The sequence below is a fragment of the Pragia fontium DSM 5563 = ATCC 49100 genome (assembly GCF_900112475.1).
Taxonomy (GTDB): domain Bacteria; phylum Pseudomonadota; class Gammaproteobacteria; order Enterobacterales; family Enterobacteriaceae; genus Pragia; species Pragia fontium.
This window is the reverse complement of record NZ_FOLW01000005.1, coordinates 193383-210909: the sequence shown is the minus strand read 5'-3', so window position 1 is coordinate 210909 and position 17527 is coordinate 193383. Positions and strand designations below refer to the sequence as shown.

Sequence of the window (17527 nt, the reverse complement as noted above, 5' to 3'; positions counted from 1 at the left end):
CGGAGAGCATCAAACCAGATTACAAACCCGTTGAATAACGACTTTGTCGTTAAGGACTACACAGGAATTCCACAAAAATGGTCAAATCTCAACCAATTCTGAGATACGTTCTACGATTAGCGCCTGCCGTAGCCGCAATCGTAATGCTATCTGGCTGTGGCACGCTTACCTCAACGGCAGAGGCGTCGAATTCAAGAAATTCACAAACGCACGCTGCTAAAGAAAGACAGGGCTTAGCTCTACAAACGTCTCAGGATGAGTTTGAATCAATGGTTAAGAACGTTGACATCAAGTCGCGTATCCTTAATCAATATGCTGGTTGGAAAGGCGTCCGTTATCGGATGGGCGGTTCCACCAAGAGTGGCGTTGACTGCTCCAGCTTTGTGCAAATTACCTTTCGTGAACAGTTTGGTTTGACGCTACCGCGCTCTACCTCTATGCAGCAAAGCGTCGGTAAACAGATTAATCGTGGGAAGTTACGTCCGGGCGATTTAGTTCTGTTCCGTGCCGGCTCTACGGGTCGTCACGTCGGCATTTATATTGGGAATGATAACTTCGTTCATGCTTCAACCAGCAATGGCGTCATGATTTCCAATCTGAATGAAAAATACTGGAACAACCGTTATCATCAGGCTCGTCGAGTATTAAGTAAAAGTTAATTTATTAAAAAAGCCAGCCTGAATACATTCAGGCTGGCTTTTTTATTCAGTTTTTTCATCATCCCCTCTTTCCTTTGCCGATTCCGCACTATCTTCCCACTGAACCAACTATATAACCGCCATAACATGTTATATACTAAACAATACTTTATGCTAACAGTGTCACGGTGAGCAGGGCGTGTTTGTCTGATATATTATGCCTCTCTCATTTACGAGTCAGAAACCCTTATGAATACATTGCAGTCAAATCAGTGGAAAAAGTTAACCGCCATTTCCTTTCTTCTATTTATCTTGATATCTGCATTAGTATTCAGTGGCAGTTCGTGGGCAGAAGCAACCCCGGATACTTCTAAAGTAAAAGAAAGCTTTTCCCTTTCACTATTGGGAACACCAAAATACCCCAAAGACTTTAAGCACTTCGACTACGCTAATCCAAAAGCGCCCAAAGGCGGAAAGATCACGTTACCGGCTATCGGTACCTATGATAACTTCAACGTTTATGCCTTACGCGGTAATCCGCTAAGTGGCTACGAGCGGCTCAACGATACGCTGTTTACCTCTTCAGAGGATGAAATCAGCAGCATCTATCCACTGATTGGCTTATCCGTCCGCTATAGCGATAGCTACCAGTGGGCAGAGGTTTCCATCAATCCTGATGCTCGTTTCAACGATGGAACAGCAATTACCGCAGAAGATGTAGCATTTACCTTTGAAAAGTTCATGACAGAAGGCGTTCCCCAATTTCGTAGTATTTATAAAGGCGTCAAAGTTCAGGCAGTCTCTCGCTTAGTGGTGCGGTTTGAACTGCCTAAACCAGACCGAGATCAAATGCTTGGCCTAATCGGTGGACTTCCGGTATTACCTAAACATTTCTGGCAACATCACAGTCTTGGCGAACCTCTGTCCACCCCGCCCCTCAGCAGTGGCCCCTATACGATTAGCGACTATAAATTAGGCCAATACATCGTTTATCAACGGGCTGAGAATTATTGGGCAGCCAATCTGCCAGTCAATCAAGGGCGCTATAACCTGAATACCATTCGCTACGACTACTATCTGGACGATAATGTGGCACTGGAAGCCTTTAAAGCCGGCGCTTACGATCTGCGTGTCGAGTCTTCCCCTAAAAACTGGACCACCCAGTATCAGGGCAAGTTTTTTGATCTCGGTTATATCGTGAAGAAAGATCTGGAAAATCACTCGGCTCAGGATACGCGCTGGCTGGCGTTCAACGTTAAGCGCCCTATTTTTGCCGATCCGAAAGTGAGACAAGCGCTTATCCTCGCCTTTGATTTCCACTGGATGAACAATGCCCTGTTTTACTCTGCCAACCAACAACCGCGCAGCTTTTTTCAAAATACCACCTATGAAGCCACTGGTCTGCCTGATAAAGATGAGCTGGACTGGCTAATGCCGTTAAAAGATAAAGTGCCGGAGGAAGTGTTTACTCAAACATATCAACCTCCCATCACCGATGGCTCCGGCAATAACCGCCGCAATTTACTTCAAGCCGTTAAGCTATTGCAGCAGGCCGGCTGGGAAATAAAAAATAATCAGTTGGTTAATAGTAAAACCGGTCAACCTTTTACCTTTGAGTTACTGTTGCTCAGCGGCAGCGATGCACTGTACGTTTTACCCTTCCAACAAAGTTTGGCCAAGCTGGGAATTAAAATGAATGTCCGAACCGTTGATAGTTCGCAGTATGTCAGCCGTTTACGCAGTCGTGATTTTGATATGATTCCCCGTCGTTACCCAGGCATGGAATATCCATCAACCTCACTGTTGATTTATTGGAACACCGCTTATCTCGACTCTACGTACAATACCCCTGGTCTTAGCGATCCGGCGGTGGATGAGCTAACGCAAAAAATTTCCGATCATCAGGGGCAGGAAAAACCGCTGCTCTCCCTTGGTAGAGCCTTGGATCGGGTATTAACCTGGCATTATCTGATGATTCCAATGTGGTACACCAATCACGACCGTTTTGCCTATTGGAATAAATACGCGATGCCAGCGATACGTCCCAAAAGTTCACTGGGATTAGATACCTGGTGGTACGACGCCGATAAAGCCGCTCAGTTACCTGAACAGCGTCGCTAAGGAGCACTTGTGATTTCATACATACTTCGCCGACTTCTGCTGCTTATTCCCACCCTATGGGCAATCATTACCCTTAACTTTTTTATTGTACAAATCGCCCCTGGCGGTCCAGTTGATCAAGCGATTGCCACCATTGAACTCGGTCATCAGAGCGGATTTGGCGCAGGAGGACCGAGTTTAACCGGTCCCGAAAAAGGGGGGCTACTTCCAACAGGCGATCGACAATATCAAGGCTCCAGAGGATTAGATCCTGAAGTGATTGAGGCCATTAAAAAACGCTTTGGTTTTGATAAGCCCTTACACGAGCGTTACTTCGACATGCTGTGGAGCTATATCCGCTTTGACTTTGGTGACAGCCTGTTTAGAGGCTCTTCCGTCATGGGACTGATTAAGCAATCTCTGCCGGTCTCCATTACCCTTGGCCTATGGAGTATGTTAATCACTTACCTGATATCCATCCCGCTGGGTATCAAAAAAGCGGTGCGCAGCGGTTCCTCTTTCGACGTTTGGACCAGTAGCATGATTATTGTTGGCTACGCGATTCCTTCATTTCTGTTTGCCGTCTTACTGATCATCATTTTTGCTGGCGGTGGCTATCTGGACTGGTTTCCTCTACGCGGACTGACCTCAAATAATTTTGATAGCCTGCCTTGGTATGGCAAAGTTACCGATTACCTGTGGCATATCGTATTACCGGTAACGGCAACGGTTATCGGTGGTTTTGCCACCCTAACTATGTTGACCAAAAATTCATTTATGGATGAAATTCATAAGCAATATGTGATTACCGCCAGAGCCAACGGATTAGAAGAAAAACGGATTCTATACGGTCACGTATTCAGAAATGCTATGTTGCTGGTTATCGCTAGCTTCCCGGCAACATTTATCGGCATGTTCTTTACCGGTTCCCTCTTGATTGAAGTGATATTCTCCCTGAATGGATTAGGCCTGTTAGGTTACGATGCCACCCTGCAACGTGACTACCCGGTAATGTTCGGTACGCTGTATATCTTTACCTTGATCGGATTACTGTTGAATATTATTAGTGATATTACCTATACGCTGGTTGATCCAAGAATTGATTTTGAGGCCCGAGGATGAGTAGATTAAGCCCCATTAATCAAGCCCGCTGGCTAAAGTTTAAGCATAATCGCCGCGGTTACTGGTCCCTATGGATCTTTGCTATTTTGTTTATCGTCAGCATGGGGGCTGAGCTTATTGCCAACAACAAACCACTGCTGGTTAATTATCAAGGGCAATATTACACACCATTTCTGGTTAACTACCCTGAAACCACTTTCGGCGGTGAGTTTCAGACCGAAACCGATTATAAAGATCCCTATGTCGTCGATCTGATTAACAAAAACGGCTGGGCTATTTGGCCACCGATTCACTTTAGCTACAATACCATTAACTATCAGAGCTCATCCCCTTTCCCCGCTCCTCCGTCACTCTCTAATCTATTGGGGACTGACGATCGTGGTCAGGACGTGCTCGCTGGTATTTTATATGGCTTTCGTATTTCCGTTTTATTCGGCCTGTCTCTGACGTTGATCTCCAGCGTTATCGGTATCTCCGTTGGCGCAACTCAGGGGTATTACGGTGGTAAAATCGACTTGGTTGGCCAACGATTAATCGAAGTATGGTCCGGTATGCCCACCCTATTTTTGATTATTCTGCTTTCCAGCGTTATCCAGCCGAATTTTTGGTGGCTACTGGCCATTACCGTGCTATTTGGTTGGATGGGATTAGTGAGCATTGTCCGGGCTGAATTTCTACGCACCCGAAATTTTGACTATGTCAGAGCCGCCAGAGCGATGGGGGTAAAAGACAGAACAATCATGCTGCGCCACATCCTGCCCAATGCCATGGTGGCAACGCTAACTTATCTGCCTTTTATTCTGTGTGCCTCCATCACGCTGTTAACTTCGCTGGATTTTCTGGGATTTGGTTTACCTTTAGGTTCCCCGTCTCTCGGTGGGTTACTCCTACAGGGAAAAAATAACCTTCAAGCGCCATGGCTGGGTATCAGCGGATTTATCGTACTGGCACTTTTATTATCACTGCTGATTTTTATTGGCGAAGCAGTACGCGATGCATTTGACCCGGCTAAGGCTTACTAATATGACAATGAAACCGATACTGGATATTCAAGACCTGAGCATCGCTTTCCGTCAAAACGGTCAGGAAAATCAGGTTGTCGACCGGCTCTCTTTACAAATTGAAACCGGTGAAACGTTGGCGCTAGTCGGCGAATCTGGCTCGGGCAAGAGCGTTACTGCGCTATCGGTCTTGCGCCTGCTGCCGACGCCCCCGGTTGTCTACCCTTCTGGTGATATTTTGTTTAACGGCGAATCACTGCTCCATGCCGACGATAAAACGTTACGCTATCATCGCGGTAACAGTATCTCTATGATATTTCAGGAGCCGATGGTTTCTCTTAACCCGCTACATCAAATTGAAAAACAACTATCGGAAGTGTTATTGATTCACCGCGGTATGGGAAAGCAGACGGCCAGAGGCGAGATTCTTGAAGTTCTACAGCGTGTACGCTTACGCGATGCCAAAGCACGCCTGAATGCCTATCCTCACCAGCTGTCTGGCGGTGAGCGCCAACGAGTCATGATAGCCATGGCTATTCTTACCAAACCTAAATTATTAATTGCCGATGAGCCAACCACCGCACTGGACGTGTCTGTTCAGGCTCAGATTCTACTGCTACTCAAAGAGCTTAAGCAGGAAATGAACATGAGTATGCTGTTTATTACCCATGACCTGAATATCGTGCGTAAATTAGCGGATAATGTCGCCGTTATGCATCAGGGGAAATGTGTTGAACAAAATTCCCGAGATAAGCTGTTCAGCTCTCCACAACACGACTATACCCGAAAACTGCTTAATTCTGAGCCTAAAGGCCAACCCTTACCCATTCAAGAAAACAGTAAAACTTTACTGGAGATAAAAAACCTGACTATCGGTTTTCCTCGCCCTGCTGGATTTCTCAAGCCAAGAATTGAAAATCGAGTGGTTAACAACATCAGTTTTTGTATCCGCAAAGGAGAAAGTCTGGGTTTAGTTGGGGAATCCGGCTCAGGAAAAAGTACTACTGGTCTGGCCTTGTTACGCCTGTTAGCATCCCAGGGAGAAATCTGGTTTGATGGTCAGCCACTTCATACGCTGAATATGCGCCAAATGCTGCCTTATCGCAGTCGAATACAAATCGTGTTTCAAGACCCTTTCTCTGCTTTAAACCCACGCTTAACTATCAGTCAGATTATCGCTGAAGGCCTGGAAGTTCATCAGACTCTGTCTTCGCAAGAACGGGAAAGTCGAGTAATAAAAACTATGCAGGAAGTCGGACTCGATCCTGATACTCGCCACCGCTATCCGACAGAATTTTCAGGCGGCCAGCGACAGCGCATCTCCATTGCCCGAGCGCTTATTTTACAGCCTGAACTCTTGATATTGGATGAACCAACCTCCTCGTTGGATCGTTCCGTACAAGCACAAATTCTGGCGCTACTAAAAACGTTGCAACAGCAGTACCAGCTCACGTATTTATTTATCAGTCATGACTTACAGGTAATACGCTCACTCTGTCATCAGATTATCGTGATGCGTAATGGCGAAATTGTTGAGCAAGGAGCCTGTGAAAGCGTCTTTAACGCACCACAGCATCCTTATACCCAAAACTTATTGGAAGATTCTCGCTAAACAGTTTCGGCTATGAGGGCAAACAGAAAACGTCAGAAGTGAAGAACAATTAATAGCGTATTGCCACTATTAATTGTGGGGTTGAAGAGGAATAAAGTCAGCAATCGCAACACCCAGGTTTTTCAAATAACCTAATGCAATCGCTTCATCGTTGGAGTTGACGAACAGGCAAGGCTCACCATCAACTTCAATAACGCTATTTTGGATATTGATACCGTTTAGATACTGACTAATTTTGCCCATCACTTCCCATGAATGAGCACTAGGATAACCTAATAGTTTTAAACCAATCAGATTACCGTTATTACCCATACCATCATCAAATACCTCGGGTAATTCCGTTGGCTCGACTCGACTTCCTACCTCTCCGGCATACCAATGGTAGAATTGAGGCAAGCGCTGAAGAACAGATAGCTTCATAAAATCCACTCAATACTCATAAAAATAATATACAATTTTTTCACAAATTAATCACATCGTAAAGGACATTCCTTATTATTCTTCTGTTTTTATATAAATAACCAAACCTAACTGAATAAACAGAAACATCCCCTAATTTTCACCCAAAAAAATGCAATAAAACGTACATATTAAGAAACAGATAAATCAACCCTTTATTTTTACTGCTGTTTATACAGCAAATCAAAACTATTTATACTCTGATAAATAATCACTTGAGTCATTAATCCAGAAAATATCTAAGGGGGAGATTTCAACAAATATATCGTTTGATTATGTCGCCGTTAAGACGACATATAGATCAGGAAAACTTTAAGCTTTAGTTAAATTAATGTGTATTTTTGCGCCATGAACGCCAATAGAAAAATACGGCACCTATCACGCAAAATGCCATGGAAGAAACCATTGGCCAAGCGGTATTCGCAGTCATTAGCGCTAACCCCCCACCCACCGCTGCACCCACCCCAAAACGCAGGGTGCCAGCCAGTGAAGCTGCCGTACCGGCCATATGTGGGAAGTCCTCTAAAATAATCGCCATCGCATTAGAAGAGATCATAGAAATGCAGCCCATATAACCCGCAACGCCAATCACCAAAGACCAAAAACCCAGTCCGGCGACCAGAGAAAACACCAACCACATTCCCATAATAAACTGAACGGTTAGCCCTAAACGCAACATTTTAACCGCCCCCATACGACGGACATTGCGGCTGTTAATCGTTGTCATAATAAACAGACAAACGATGTTTAAAGCAAAGTAATAGCCGAAATTTTGCGGTGATACACCATTCAAACCAATATATACAAACGGACCGGCACTCAAAAAAGAGAACATACCGGCAAAAGAGAATGCGCTGGATAACATATAGCTAATCACCCGGCGATGGCGAAACAGAGAGGCAAAGTTACGCAGCGTGGTCATAAAATTGAATTTCTGCCGATTCTCTTTACGCAGCGTTTCAGGAATACAAAACTTAACCAACAATACCGCTAATAATGCGGTACCACTTAATACCCAGAAAATAGCGTGCCAACTGAACCAAATCAGTAAAAAACCGCCAATAATCGGCGCCATTAGCGGGGCGATTGTCATCACTAATGTCACAAATGACATCATGCGTGAGAATTCTTCTTTACTGAACATATCGCGCATTAATGCACTAATGACCACGCTTGCAGAAGCAGCAGCCAGCCCGTGCAAACAACGTAATAAAATGAGTTGCTCCACCGTTTGTACCAGCGCACAGCCTGCCGCAGCCAAAGCAAACACAAAAACACCGCCGATAATCACCGGCTTACGACCAATACTATCCGCCATCGGGCCATAGAACAGTTGTCCAACGGCAAATCCGATAATGTAGGCACTCAACGTTAGCTGTACCATGCCATCACTAACGCCAAAATCCAGCGCGATGCCAGGCATAGCCGGTAAATACATATCGATAGATAGCGGCATTAACATCGATAACAGGCCAAGAATGAATATCAGGCCACGTCGGGAACCTCCCGGCGTTATCTGCTCAGTCGTATATTGTGGTGCAGGATTTGACACTAAAAACGTTCTCCTGATACAGGACGTATCTATTAATAACGGTAAACTCAGGCGTTGGACTCGCTCCAACTAATGACGCAAATCACTACTATTTGCTCAGCCCAACGCTATCGATTTCTTGCTGCGTTAGCGCACGATACTCACCAGGCTGCAAATCTTCATCCAGAACAATATCGCCGATTCGCTCGCGATGCAGCTCAACCACATGGTTCCCTACCGCAGCAAACATTCTTTTAACCTGATGATAGCGTCCTTCCGAGATGGTCAGGCGTACCAGATTATCTTCAACCTGCTCAAGCAAAGCCGGTTTAGTCAGATTCTTCTCGCCGTTAAGCTGAATACCAGCAGCAAACTGCTCAGCGGTATTTTCCGCCACAGGATGTTCCAACGTCACCAAATATGTTTTTTCACAGTGATGACGAGGCGACGTTATTCGATGAGACCATTGCCCATCGTCAGTTAAGAGCACCAACCCGGTCGTATCCATATCCAGACGTCCGGCGGAGTGCAACTTTTCCGCAACCGGTTCATCAATAAAATAGAGGATGGTCGGATTGATTGGATCGTCAGTGGAACAAACATACCCTTGAGGCTTATGTAACATAAAATAACGCGGCCCACTGAGCTGCTGGAGTGAATTGCCATCGTATGCCACATCATCTTCCGGCTGAATTTTATAAGAACCGCTTTTCGCGATTTCACCATTAATTGTCACCAGCCCAGAACGCAATTCACGCACCACTAAGCTACGGCTAATACTTAACTGTTGTGACAAAAACTTATCCAATCGCATGCATTGTATACCCAATAATAAAGTAGCCCATTAGTATACTCTTTCCCCTTGTCCAAACCTATAAAGACTCGCCCTGAATACATAGGAAAGGCATAATAAACAGAATTTCTCGTTAACTCCGGAGATAAAAATGTCTTCAATTCATGGTCATCAAGTATTGGAAATGATGATTGCTGCTGATGAACTCTATACCACGGAAAGTCTGATTGCGGCTATCCAACAACGTTTCGGTCAAGAAGCCCGCTTTCATACCTGTGCTAAACAAGGCCTGACCGTTGCTGAGTTAGTCGATTTTCTGGCCTCTAAAGGTAAATTTATTCCTGCCAATAGTGGTTTCACCACGAATATCAGTAAAATCTGCAATCACTGATGGCTTTTACCTTACGCCCTTATCAGCAGGAAGCGGTTGATGCAACGCTGAATTATTTCCGCTCACGCCAGGAACCGGCGGTCATAGTCTTGCCTACAGGGGCAGGAAAAAGTCTGGTGATCGCGGAATTAGCCCGCCTTGCCCGCGGAAAAGTGTTGGTGCTGGCCCATGTTAAAGAGCTGGTGGCGCAAAACCACGCCAAGTATTGTGCTTACGATCTGGAGGCGGATATCTTTTCCGCCGGGCTACAGAAAAAACAGAGTTCCGCCAAGGTGGTATTTGGCAGTATTCAGTCCGTTGCCAAAAATCTCCACGCCTTTAATGATAAATTCTCTTTACTGATTATCGACGAGTGCCATCGCATCAGCGATGACGGCGAAAGCCAATATCAACAGATTATTCAGCACCTGCGTCAACAGAACCCTAAACTCTGTCTGCTGGGATTAACCGCAACCCCTTATCGACTAGGTAAAGGTTGGATATATCAATATCATTATCACGGAATGATTCGCGGTGACGAAAATTGTCTGTTCCGCGATTGTATCTATGAACTGCCGCTGCGCTATATGATTAAACATCACTTTCTGGTACCACCAGAACGATTGGATATGCCCATTGTGCAGTATGATTTTAGTCGACTGGAAGCCAGCAGCAATGGACTATTTCGCGAGGTTGATCTTAACCGCGAGCTAAAACAGCAGCAGCGTATTACTCCGCATATCGTTAGCCAAATTATGGAGTATGCGCAAACTCGTAAAGGGGTGATGATCTTTGCCGCTACCGTTGAACATGCCAAAGAAGTTTATCACCTATTACCAACGGGTGAAGCCGCGTTTATCAGTGCCGAAACGCCATCGGATGAGCGGGACCAACTGATAGAGGAATTTAAAGCACAACGGTTACACTACTTGGTTAACGTGGCGGTCCTGACCACCGGATTTGACGCACCGCACGTTGATTTAATTGCCATATTACGCCCAACGGAATCTATCAGCCTGTATCAACAGATTATCGGACGCGGGCTACGCCTGTCACCGGGTAAACAAGATTGCTTGATTCTGGATTATGCCGGTAATCCTTATGACCTATTTACCCCTGAAGTTGGCGGAGCCAAACCAAAAAGTGACAGTCAACCGGTGCAGGTTTTTTGCCCATCCTGCGGTTTCGCCAATATGTTCTGGGGAAAATGCAGCCCAACCGGAGAAGTCATCGAACATTTTGGCCGCCGCTGTCAGGGAATATTAGAAGATGATGAGGGCAATCGCGAACAGTGTGATTATCGCTTTCGCTTTAAAACCTGTCCGCACTGCGGAGCAGAAAATGATATTGCAGCCCGTCGCTGTCATCAATGTCAGGAAGTATTAGTCGATCCTGACGATATGCTGAAAGACGCGCTCAAGTTAAAAAATGCCAAAGTTTTGCGCTGTAGCGGCATGCAGCTAAAACGCGGACAGGATGATAAAGGGGAATGGCTCAGTATCACCTATTATGATGAAGACGGAGCGGATATTACCGAACGATTCCGCTTAAAGACCCCAGCCCAACGCACGGCATTTCAGCAGCTGTTTATACGCCCACACCAAAAAGCGCCTGGTGTTCCTTTGCTATGGAACAATGCCAACGACGTTATTCGACAGCAAGATTTGCTCCGTGCCCCTGACTTCGTTATCGGCACGCTACGTGGGGAGTTTTGGCGGGTGCGCGAAAAAATGTTCGACTACCAAGGACGCTACCGCCGAGCCAATGAACTACGTGGATAACGGTTTTATTTGCCGTAGGCGGTGAATTCCGTTAGAATCCCGTCCGCTTAAAAAGCAAGATCGCTCAACCTGCTGCTGGGTCGCCTGTAGCGGGATTTAACATTCTTTAAGAGAAAAGAAAATGTTTACTATTAATGCTGAAGTACGTACCGAGCAGGGAAAGAGTGCGAGCCGCCGCCTGCGTCATGCTAACAAGTTCCCTGCTATCGTTTATGGCGGAGCTGAGAAGCCAGTTACCATTACACTGGATCAAGATACTCTGATGAACATGCAAGCTAAGCCAGGCTTCTATGAAGAAGTTCTGACTCTGGATATTGCTGGTAAATCAGTAAAAGTTAAGATTCAGGCGACACAACGCCACCCGTTCAAACCAAAATTCGCTCATATCGACTTCGTTCGCGCTTAATTGCTTGATGTCATGAGTGCTGTTAATTGTTAAATTAACAGTGAACGTAAAAAACGCCGCATTAGCGGCGTTTTTTGTGGGTAATAACCACTAAAATGACGATTAATTATCACCACCGCTTAAACGGCGCTGTAATTGATCGCGTAAGTTTGGTGGCAGCCCTTTCAAGGTCAATGAATCACTGGCCGGATCCCAGAAAATTCTTTCCCCCAACAGCAATGCATCAAAGCTGATGGTCACTCCGCCACCGCTGCCAGAGAACTTGGTTAACTGACGCAATGTCCCACGGTCTGCAGGAAAGTGTTCTTCTAGCTCATAACCATTATCATTGGTAAATTGCTGAAAATCCTTCTCCCCTACCGGCGGTAACTCTTTCGCCAAATCTTCAATGGCAATCTCTTCCCCTGCCTGTAGCTGACCATTGCAGTAGGTATAAACCTGCTGGCGATAAGATTGACGCTCATTCTTATTCAGTTGGCCTTCCGCACAGTAATCATCCACCGCCTGAAGTAAACCACGGTTCTGTGCTTTAGCATCCAGCCCTTCGCTAGCCGACAGAAAATCCATAAAGAAATCGGAGACTTTTCTTCCTACTCGCCCTCTGAGGAAAGTCAGGTAGCGCACTGATTCCGGATTGGTTTCCCATTCAGTTAAGTCTACTCGAGCAACGATATCTGCCCGATCGATATCCAGATAATGGGTTGTGGTAATATCTAGCTGATCGTTAACCAGCATACTGTTACAGCTGCTTAATACCGCCACCAGCAGATATTCAACTGCAAGATAACGGTACTGACAAAAAACAACGATACCGCCTTCGGCAAAAGGGTATTTCGCCAGTTCATCCCGTAATAGCTCAGTGCTGTTACGTGTGAACTGTAGAAAGGTCTCATCACCTTTACGCGCGCTTTTTAATGCTTCGGCGAACTGGCTCTCGACATTAAATAATCCAAATGCTTTACTTTTTCCGCTATAGACTCGGTGCAGCTCTGCCACCATGTCTTCCGTAGCCTGATTATTAGTTAACGGTGAATCACGCAGTACAACATCAAGCGTTTGTTCATCACGTTTAATCAACTGATGTAAAACAATCTGATCAAGATCCAGACTCATAAAAACTCCTCTCAGCATCCCAAAACACGGTGCTTAACGACCTCAAATAATGGCGTACATCATAACAGATGCCATTGTGCAAATTCAGTATTAAATGCTCGGCTTCGCGCAGTTTTGTTTTATAGGCTATATACCTTATATCAGCAAATAACCTTTTTCCTGAGAAGGGTAATCGCTCTATTCGTCTTATTAATCAGGATTAGAAGTAAGATTTTCTATATAAACTACAGAAAAGAATCTATCTATACGTTAAGATAGGCGACTTTAAATCATTAGATAAGTACATAAAGCACAAACTTATGCCACAAGCTTCCCGTTATAGTGATGAACAAGTAGAACGATTACTCACCGATCTGGTTAACGTTCTGGAAAAAAACCATACGCCGACTGACCTGTCGCTGATGGTTTTAGGTAATATGGTGACTAACCTGATTAATACCAGTGTTGCACCCGCCACCCGACCGGCGATTGTTCGTTCTTTTGTTGAAGCGTTACAAGCTTCCATCAGAGATGATAAGGCCCATTAATTTGTTTACCCGAAAGTGAATATGGTAACAAACCGTCAGCAATATAAAGAGAAAGTCTCCCAGATGATAAGCTGGGGACACTGGTTTACTCTCTTTAATATCATACTCAGCCTGGTGCTGGGCAGCCGTTATTTGTTCATTACCGACTGGCCAGGCACCCTATTTGGCCGAATATATGCGTTGGTAAGCTGGCTGGGACATTTTGGCTTTATCACTTTCGCGGTTTATCTACTGATTCTGTTCCCGCTGACGTTTATTATTATGTCTCAGCGGTTGATGCGGGTGATCTCTGCGATTCTGGCTACCGCCGGACTAACCTTACTCATTATCGATACTGAAGTATTCTTCCGCTTCAGGCTACATCTCAACCCTACCGTCTGGAGTCTGTTAATCAACCCGGACGAGAGTGAACTGGCTCGCGACTGGCAAATATTGTTTATCAGCGTACCGATTATCTTCCTGATTGAGATGCTGTTCGGCACCTGGAGCTGGCAGAAATTACGCAGTCTGAACCGACAAACGTTCGGCAAGCCATTGGCCGGTATTTTTATCAGCGCCTTTATTTTTACTCATCTGGCCTATATCTGGGCAGATGCTAATTTCTATCGTCCGATCACTATGCAGCGGTCCAATCTACCGCTGTCTTATCCGATGACCGCTCGCCGTTTTCTGGAAAAACACGGTTTATTGGATGCTCAGGCCTACCAAAGCAAACTCACCCAGCAAGGAAATCCTGAAGCGGTTGAGGTTGAATATCCACTGGCAAAACTGAGCTACCTCGATAGCCAAAGCAATACCAACCTATTGATGATTGTGGTGGATGGGATACGCAATCAGAGCATCGCTCAAGATATGCCTAATTTGGTATCTCTGGCTGATAGCAACGTTCAATTTACTAACCATTACAGTACCGGCAACCAGCAAGATACCGGTCTGTTTGGCCTGTTTTACGGCATTTCCCCCACGTATATTGATGGAATTTTAGCCGGCAGAAAACCTTCGGTGTTAATTAGCGCCCTTAGTGAGCGTAATTATCAGTTTGGCCTGTTCTCTTCATCTGGATTTAATACCCCACTTTACCGTCAGGCTCTACTGTCAGATTTCTCATTACCACAGCCAATTGCTCAGGCTAACCAATCAACTACAGCCCAGTGGCAAGAATGGTTAGAAAGAGTATCGGGTAACTCGCCTTGGTTCTCTTATATCCAATATAGCAATAATGATATCCAGAAGATCAACGGTAACACCGCCCCTAATAGCTTTATTAAGGCATACCGCTCTTCAGTTCAGGATATTGACCAACAAATATCTGATGTGATGCAAACCTTATCACAACGTGGTTTGCTGGATAAAACCGTGGTTGTGATTACTGCGGCCCATGGTGTGGAGTTTAACGACTCAGGCCAAAATAATTGGGGATTTGGTCAAAACTACAGTCGTTATCAATTACAGGTTCCGCTGGTGATTCACTGGCCGAATACGCCTGCGCAAAAAATTGATAAGCTGACCAATCACGAAGATATTATGGCCACGCTAATGCAGCGTTTGTTACAGGTAAAAAATGCCGGTAGCACCTATACCCAAGGTGAAGACCTATTTAATGCTCAACGCCGCTACCCATGGATTACCGCTGGGGATGGAAAACAATTGGTAGTCATTGAACCCAATCACACTATCTTGATTGGCACGGATGGCCACTATAAGACTTACGATGCCAATTACCATCGCCAGAAAGATGAAAAACCGAGTCTGGCGCTGCTACTACAGGTGCTAACCGAAGTTAAACGTTTTATCGCTAACTGATTAAAACTAAAGCAATCGTTGCGTTCTACTCTTGCAATAATGATAATAAACGGTAGTATTACCCACTGTGTTCGGCACGTAGCGCAGCCTGGTAGCGCACCGTCATGGGGTGTCGGGGGTCGGAGGTTCAAATCCTCTCGTGCCGACCAAATTACCCTGAATAATCAGCCTATTATGGCTGATTTTTTTATGTCTGAATTTAAATTAGGGTAAAACTAGGGTAAAAACCATATCAAAAAACCCTCCGAAGAGGGTTTGGTTTAATGGGTTGGGTTTTCTCTGGTGTCTTCCTTCTCAAGTGCTCTCAATATTTCAAATGCAAGTGTGAATAACTCATTCTTGTTGAAATAACCGGAGCAACGCAGAAAGGAGCATAGCTGAAAAATTGACACTTCTTGATTACCATCCAGGTGTAAAGTCTCCATCATGCCAACCACCTCTGTTCATTAAACAGAGTATGTAGCTTGGTTAACCCCTTACCCGTGACCAATGTAGTGATAGATTGCTGTAATCCATTTTCTGGATGATTGTATTTGCTGATCTTCACATCCAGAAGGCCAGCTTCAATCTTAGACTGGTACGGTTCGTTTTTTCGCGTCATCCAGCCTTTCTGGCGCATAAATGAGCATAGGCGATTACGACCAGTGTTTAATGACTTAGCAGCCTGAGCAATACTGATTGCATCCTCCGCCACTGCTACCGCATCGTGAAACAAGGCTTTAGTTGCTAACTCTTGGTTTTCTATTAATAACTTTTGCTCTACCTCATCAGCCCAAGCCCGTGCAGCTAAAGCAGAATTATTAAAATCAGGAAGTGATACAGATGCTTTAACTTCATTAGACTCCAGAGTAAACAACAGCGTTGAACATGATTACTCAGTCAGTACTATGTACTCGTCACTTACTCTCTATTCGTGACAACTCCACCTAGCCCCTCTTCGGGGGAGGTAATCATTATCAAGCCCACGCAGTGAATGAGCTTTGTAATAAAAGCCGGAAATGAAAAAGCCCCGACAGATGTCAGGGCTAAACTTTCATTACGGATATAGTTATTCGATACCGTATTTGTTATTGGTTACAAATTTTGGTTCTTTCCAGTTCGGGTCTTTTTCTGGAAGCGGTTTTCCATTTTCTAACAACTTACCTTCGCGGATTACTCGCTGATATGTTTCCAATAAATGACCATTCGCAACAATCTCGAATTTGTAATTAACATACATCCGATCGATACTTGGGTAAGGAGTTCGTGGAGCAAAATGCAGAAGAACATCTTCTACACTCTCGTTTTTATAAATACCTTCAAGATCTAACATCACTTTCCCTCCTCTGCTTTGCGATAGGCTTCCTCAGCCTCAGGCGTATATAACGAGTGCATTTTCTCATTAATCTTATAGTCTTCTAGAGTGGCAGTATGGGTGTTATTCCAAACCTCAGATGGATTTTTGGGGCGTTCACCATCTTTAATCCCCAGATTTCTATAGCGTTCAAGTTCCCTGATCTCATGGGTATAAAAACGCTTATCGGTATCAGTGACTGCAAGTTCACCTTTCAGGATCTTTTCCAAGCGGTCAATCTTAGCCCCTTTCCAGTCCATATTCTGGATCGGACCACCGGCCTTATCCGTATTGTAGTTACGCCCGCTATACTCACCCTTTGCGTTAGGTAGAACACAACAGCTTTTCCATCAATTTTAATGAGTATTGGGTCTGGTAATTCAATGGCAATACTTTTGAGAATTAGATCCCAAATATTAGAAAAGCTCTCCCATTTTTGAGATATATCTAAATTAATATATTACCCATCTTCTTTACTTAATCGATATGCCGCGTGGTCGTGAGTTTCAGATATCATTTTCTCAAACTCTTTCCGTGATTGTTCCATAGCTAAGCCTTCCAAATTAATACGATAATAACGATAGCGCTGGAGATTGCACCGATGCTGTATGCGAACGTTTCAGGCCAGTTCATTACCACTCGCCTTCAGACGTAAAAAAGGCCACCGATAGCATATCGACAGCCTGTTGTACAAGTTCACCATTGATTAGAAGGGGAGTATTAGATTACTTTGCAGTTAAACTCATTCTTAGAGAACTATATGCACCACATGTATCACAGGTCAGATGCCGCTCAAATTCTAAAGGATTAGCTTTATTTTTTACATCCTGCACTTTTAAAAAACCTTGTTGGCAAACGGGGCAAAGAGTTTTTGCTGTTGAATCTGCTTTTAATGCTATTGCTGCATCAACCCATCGTTTTGTTATTTCACTATTCAT

At 44.8% G+C, this 17527-nt stretch carries 17 protein-coding genes, 1 tRNA gene and 1 pseudogene; 11 read left to right on the top strand and 8 right to left on the bottom strand.

Annotated features, from left to right (window positions below; genetic code table 11):
• Window positions 1-77 precede the first annotated feature (77 nt).
• The 5 genes from mepS (at window position 78) to yejF (ending at window position 6473) form a co-directional block, all read left to right on the top strand.
• Window positions 78-659, top strand: coding sequence for a bifunctional murein DD-endopeptidase/murein LD-carboxypeptidase (gene mepS, locus BMZ28_RS09735; protein ID WP_047781421.1), 582 nt, complete (start codon window positions 78-80; stop codon window positions 657-659).
• 228 nt (window positions 660-887) lie between these two features.
• Complete coding sequence (locus BMZ28_RS09730; protein WP_074822773.1) at window positions 888-2759, top strand: extracellular solute-binding protein; 1872 nt, start codon at window positions 888-890, stop codon at window positions 2757-2759.
• A gap of 9 nt (window positions 2760-2768) precedes the next feature.
• Entirely contained in the window at window positions 2769-3860 is a 1092-nt protein-coding gene (locus tag BMZ28_RS09725; RefSeq protein ID WP_074822771.1) for a microcin C ABC transporter permease YejB, read from the top strand.
• Window positions 3857-4882 (top strand): ABC transporter permease, encoded by a 1026-nt coding sequence (locus BMZ28_RS09720; protein ID WP_047781423.1) that lies wholly within the window; start codon window positions 3857-3859, stop codon window positions 4880-4882. The genes BMZ28_RS09725 and BMZ28_RS09720 overlap by 4 nt, the downstream gene beginning before the upstream one ends.
• A 1-nt stretch (window position 4883) precedes the next feature.
• Window positions 4884-6473 carry a microcin C ABC transporter ATP-binding protein YejF gene (gene yejF, locus BMZ28_RS09715; RefSeq protein WP_074822767.1) on the top strand — a complete coding sequence of 530 codons (1590 nt, stop codon included), beginning with the start codon at window positions 4884-4886 and terminating at the stop codon, window positions 6471-6473.
• Between the two features lie 69 nt (window positions 6474-6542).
• On the opposite strand, the gene BMZ28_RS09710 is transcribed toward yejF, so the two are convergent.
• The 3 genes from BMZ28_RS09710 to rsuA all read right to left on the bottom strand — a co-directional run bounded on the left by BMZ28_RS09710 (window position 6543) and on the right by rsuA (window position 9277).
• Window positions 6543-6893: a YejG family protein gene (locus tag BMZ28_RS09710; RefSeq protein ID WP_053007623.1), complete on the bottom strand. Its 351-nt coding sequence runs from the start codon at window positions 6891-6893 to the stop codon at window positions 6543-6545.
• Window positions 6894-7260: 367 nt separating this feature from the next.
• On the bottom strand, window positions 7261-8448 hold the full coding sequence (locus BMZ28_RS09705; RefSeq protein ID WP_047782686.1) for a Bcr/CflA family multidrug efflux MFS transporter: 1188 nt from the start codon (window positions 8446-8448) through the stop codon (window positions 7261-7263).
• 124 nt (window positions 8449-8572) lie between these two features.
• Window positions 8573-9277: a 16S rRNA pseudouridine(516) synthase RsuA gene (rsuA, locus tag BMZ28_RS09700; protein ID WP_074822764.1), complete on the bottom strand. Its 705-nt coding sequence runs from the start codon at window positions 9275-9277 to the stop codon at window positions 8573-8575.
• A 130-nt stretch (window positions 9278-9407) separates the two neighbouring features.
• Between rsuA and BMZ28_RS09695 the strand changes: the two genes are divergently transcribed.
• From BMZ28_RS09695 to rplY, 3 genes are all read left to right on the top strand, one after another.
• Window positions 9408-9647 carry a YecH family metal-binding protein gene (locus BMZ28_RS09695; protein WP_074822761.1) on the top strand — a complete coding sequence of 80 codons (240 nt, stop codon included), beginning with the start codon at window positions 9408-9410 and terminating at the stop codon, window positions 9645-9647.
• The gene (radD, locus tag BMZ28_RS09690) at window positions 9647-11407 is read left to right on the top strand and encodes a DNA repair helicase RadD (protein WP_074822757.1); all 1761 of its coding nucleotides are present in this window, start codon (window positions 9647-9649) and stop codon (window positions 11405-11407) included. Before BMZ28_RS09695 ends, radD begins: the two co-directional genes overlap by 1 nt.
• Window positions 11408-11528: 121 nt before the next feature.
• Window positions 11529-11813: a 50S ribosomal protein L25 gene (gene rplY, locus BMZ28_RS09685; RefSeq protein ID WP_047781429.1), complete on the top strand. Its 285-nt coding sequence runs from the start codon at window positions 11529-11531 to the stop codon at window positions 11811-11813.
• A gap of 102 nt (window positions 11814-11915) precedes the next feature.
• Here the strand turns inward: rplY and yejK are convergent, their stop codons facing one another.
• Window positions 11916-12926 carry a nucleoid-associated protein YejK gene (yejK, locus tag BMZ28_RS09680; RefSeq protein ID WP_047781430.1) on the bottom strand — a complete coding sequence of 337 codons (1011 nt, stop codon included), beginning with the start codon at window positions 12924-12926 and terminating at the stop codon, window positions 11916-11918.
• Between the two features lie 299 nt (window positions 12927-13225).
• On the opposite strand from yejK, the gene BMZ28_RS09675 reads away from it, so the two are divergent.
• From BMZ28_RS09675 to BMZ28_RS09665, 3 genes are all read left to right on the top strand, one after another.
• Entirely contained in the window at window positions 13226-13453 is a 228-nt protein-coding gene (locus BMZ28_RS09675) for a YejL family protein (RefSeq protein WP_047781431.1), read from the top strand.
• Between the two features lie 21 nt (window positions 13454-13474).
• Window positions 13475-15256, top strand: a complete 1782-nt coding sequence (gene yejM, locus BMZ28_RS09670; protein WP_074822751.1) for an LPS biosynthesis-modulating metalloenzyme YejM — start codon at window positions 13475-13477, stop codon at window positions 15254-15256.
• A 72-nt stretch (window positions 15257-15328) separates the two neighbouring features.
• Window positions 15329-15405, top strand: a tRNA-Pro gene (locus BMZ28_RS09665).
• 275 nt (window positions 15406-15680) lie between these two features.
• Here the strand turns inward: BMZ28_RS09665 and BMZ28_RS09660 are convergent.
• The 4 genes and pseudogenes from BMZ28_RS09660 to BMZ28_RS09645 form a co-directional block, all read right to left on the bottom strand.
• Window positions 15681-16112 (bottom strand): phage antirepressor KilAC domain-containing protein, encoded by a 432-nt coding sequence (locus BMZ28_RS09660; RefSeq protein WP_074822749.1) that lies wholly within the window; start codon window positions 16110-16112, stop codon window positions 15681-15683.
• 192 nt (window positions 16113-16304) lie between these two features.
• Window positions 16305-16568: an immunity protein gene (locus tag BMZ28_RS09655; RefSeq protein WP_074822740.1), complete on the bottom strand. Its 264-nt coding sequence runs from the start codon at window positions 16566-16568 to the stop codon at window positions 16305-16307.
• Window positions 16568-16912 (bottom strand): annotated as a pseudogene (locus BMZ28_RS09650) (S-type pyocin domain-containing protein); the annotation flags it as partial. The gene BMZ28_RS09655 and the pseudogene BMZ28_RS09650, both read right to left, overlap by 1 nt.
• Before the next feature lie 402 nt (window positions 16913-17314).
• Entirely contained in the window at window positions 17315-17527 is a 213-nt protein-coding gene (locus BMZ28_RS09645; protein ID WP_074822736.1) for a hypothetical protein, read from the bottom strand.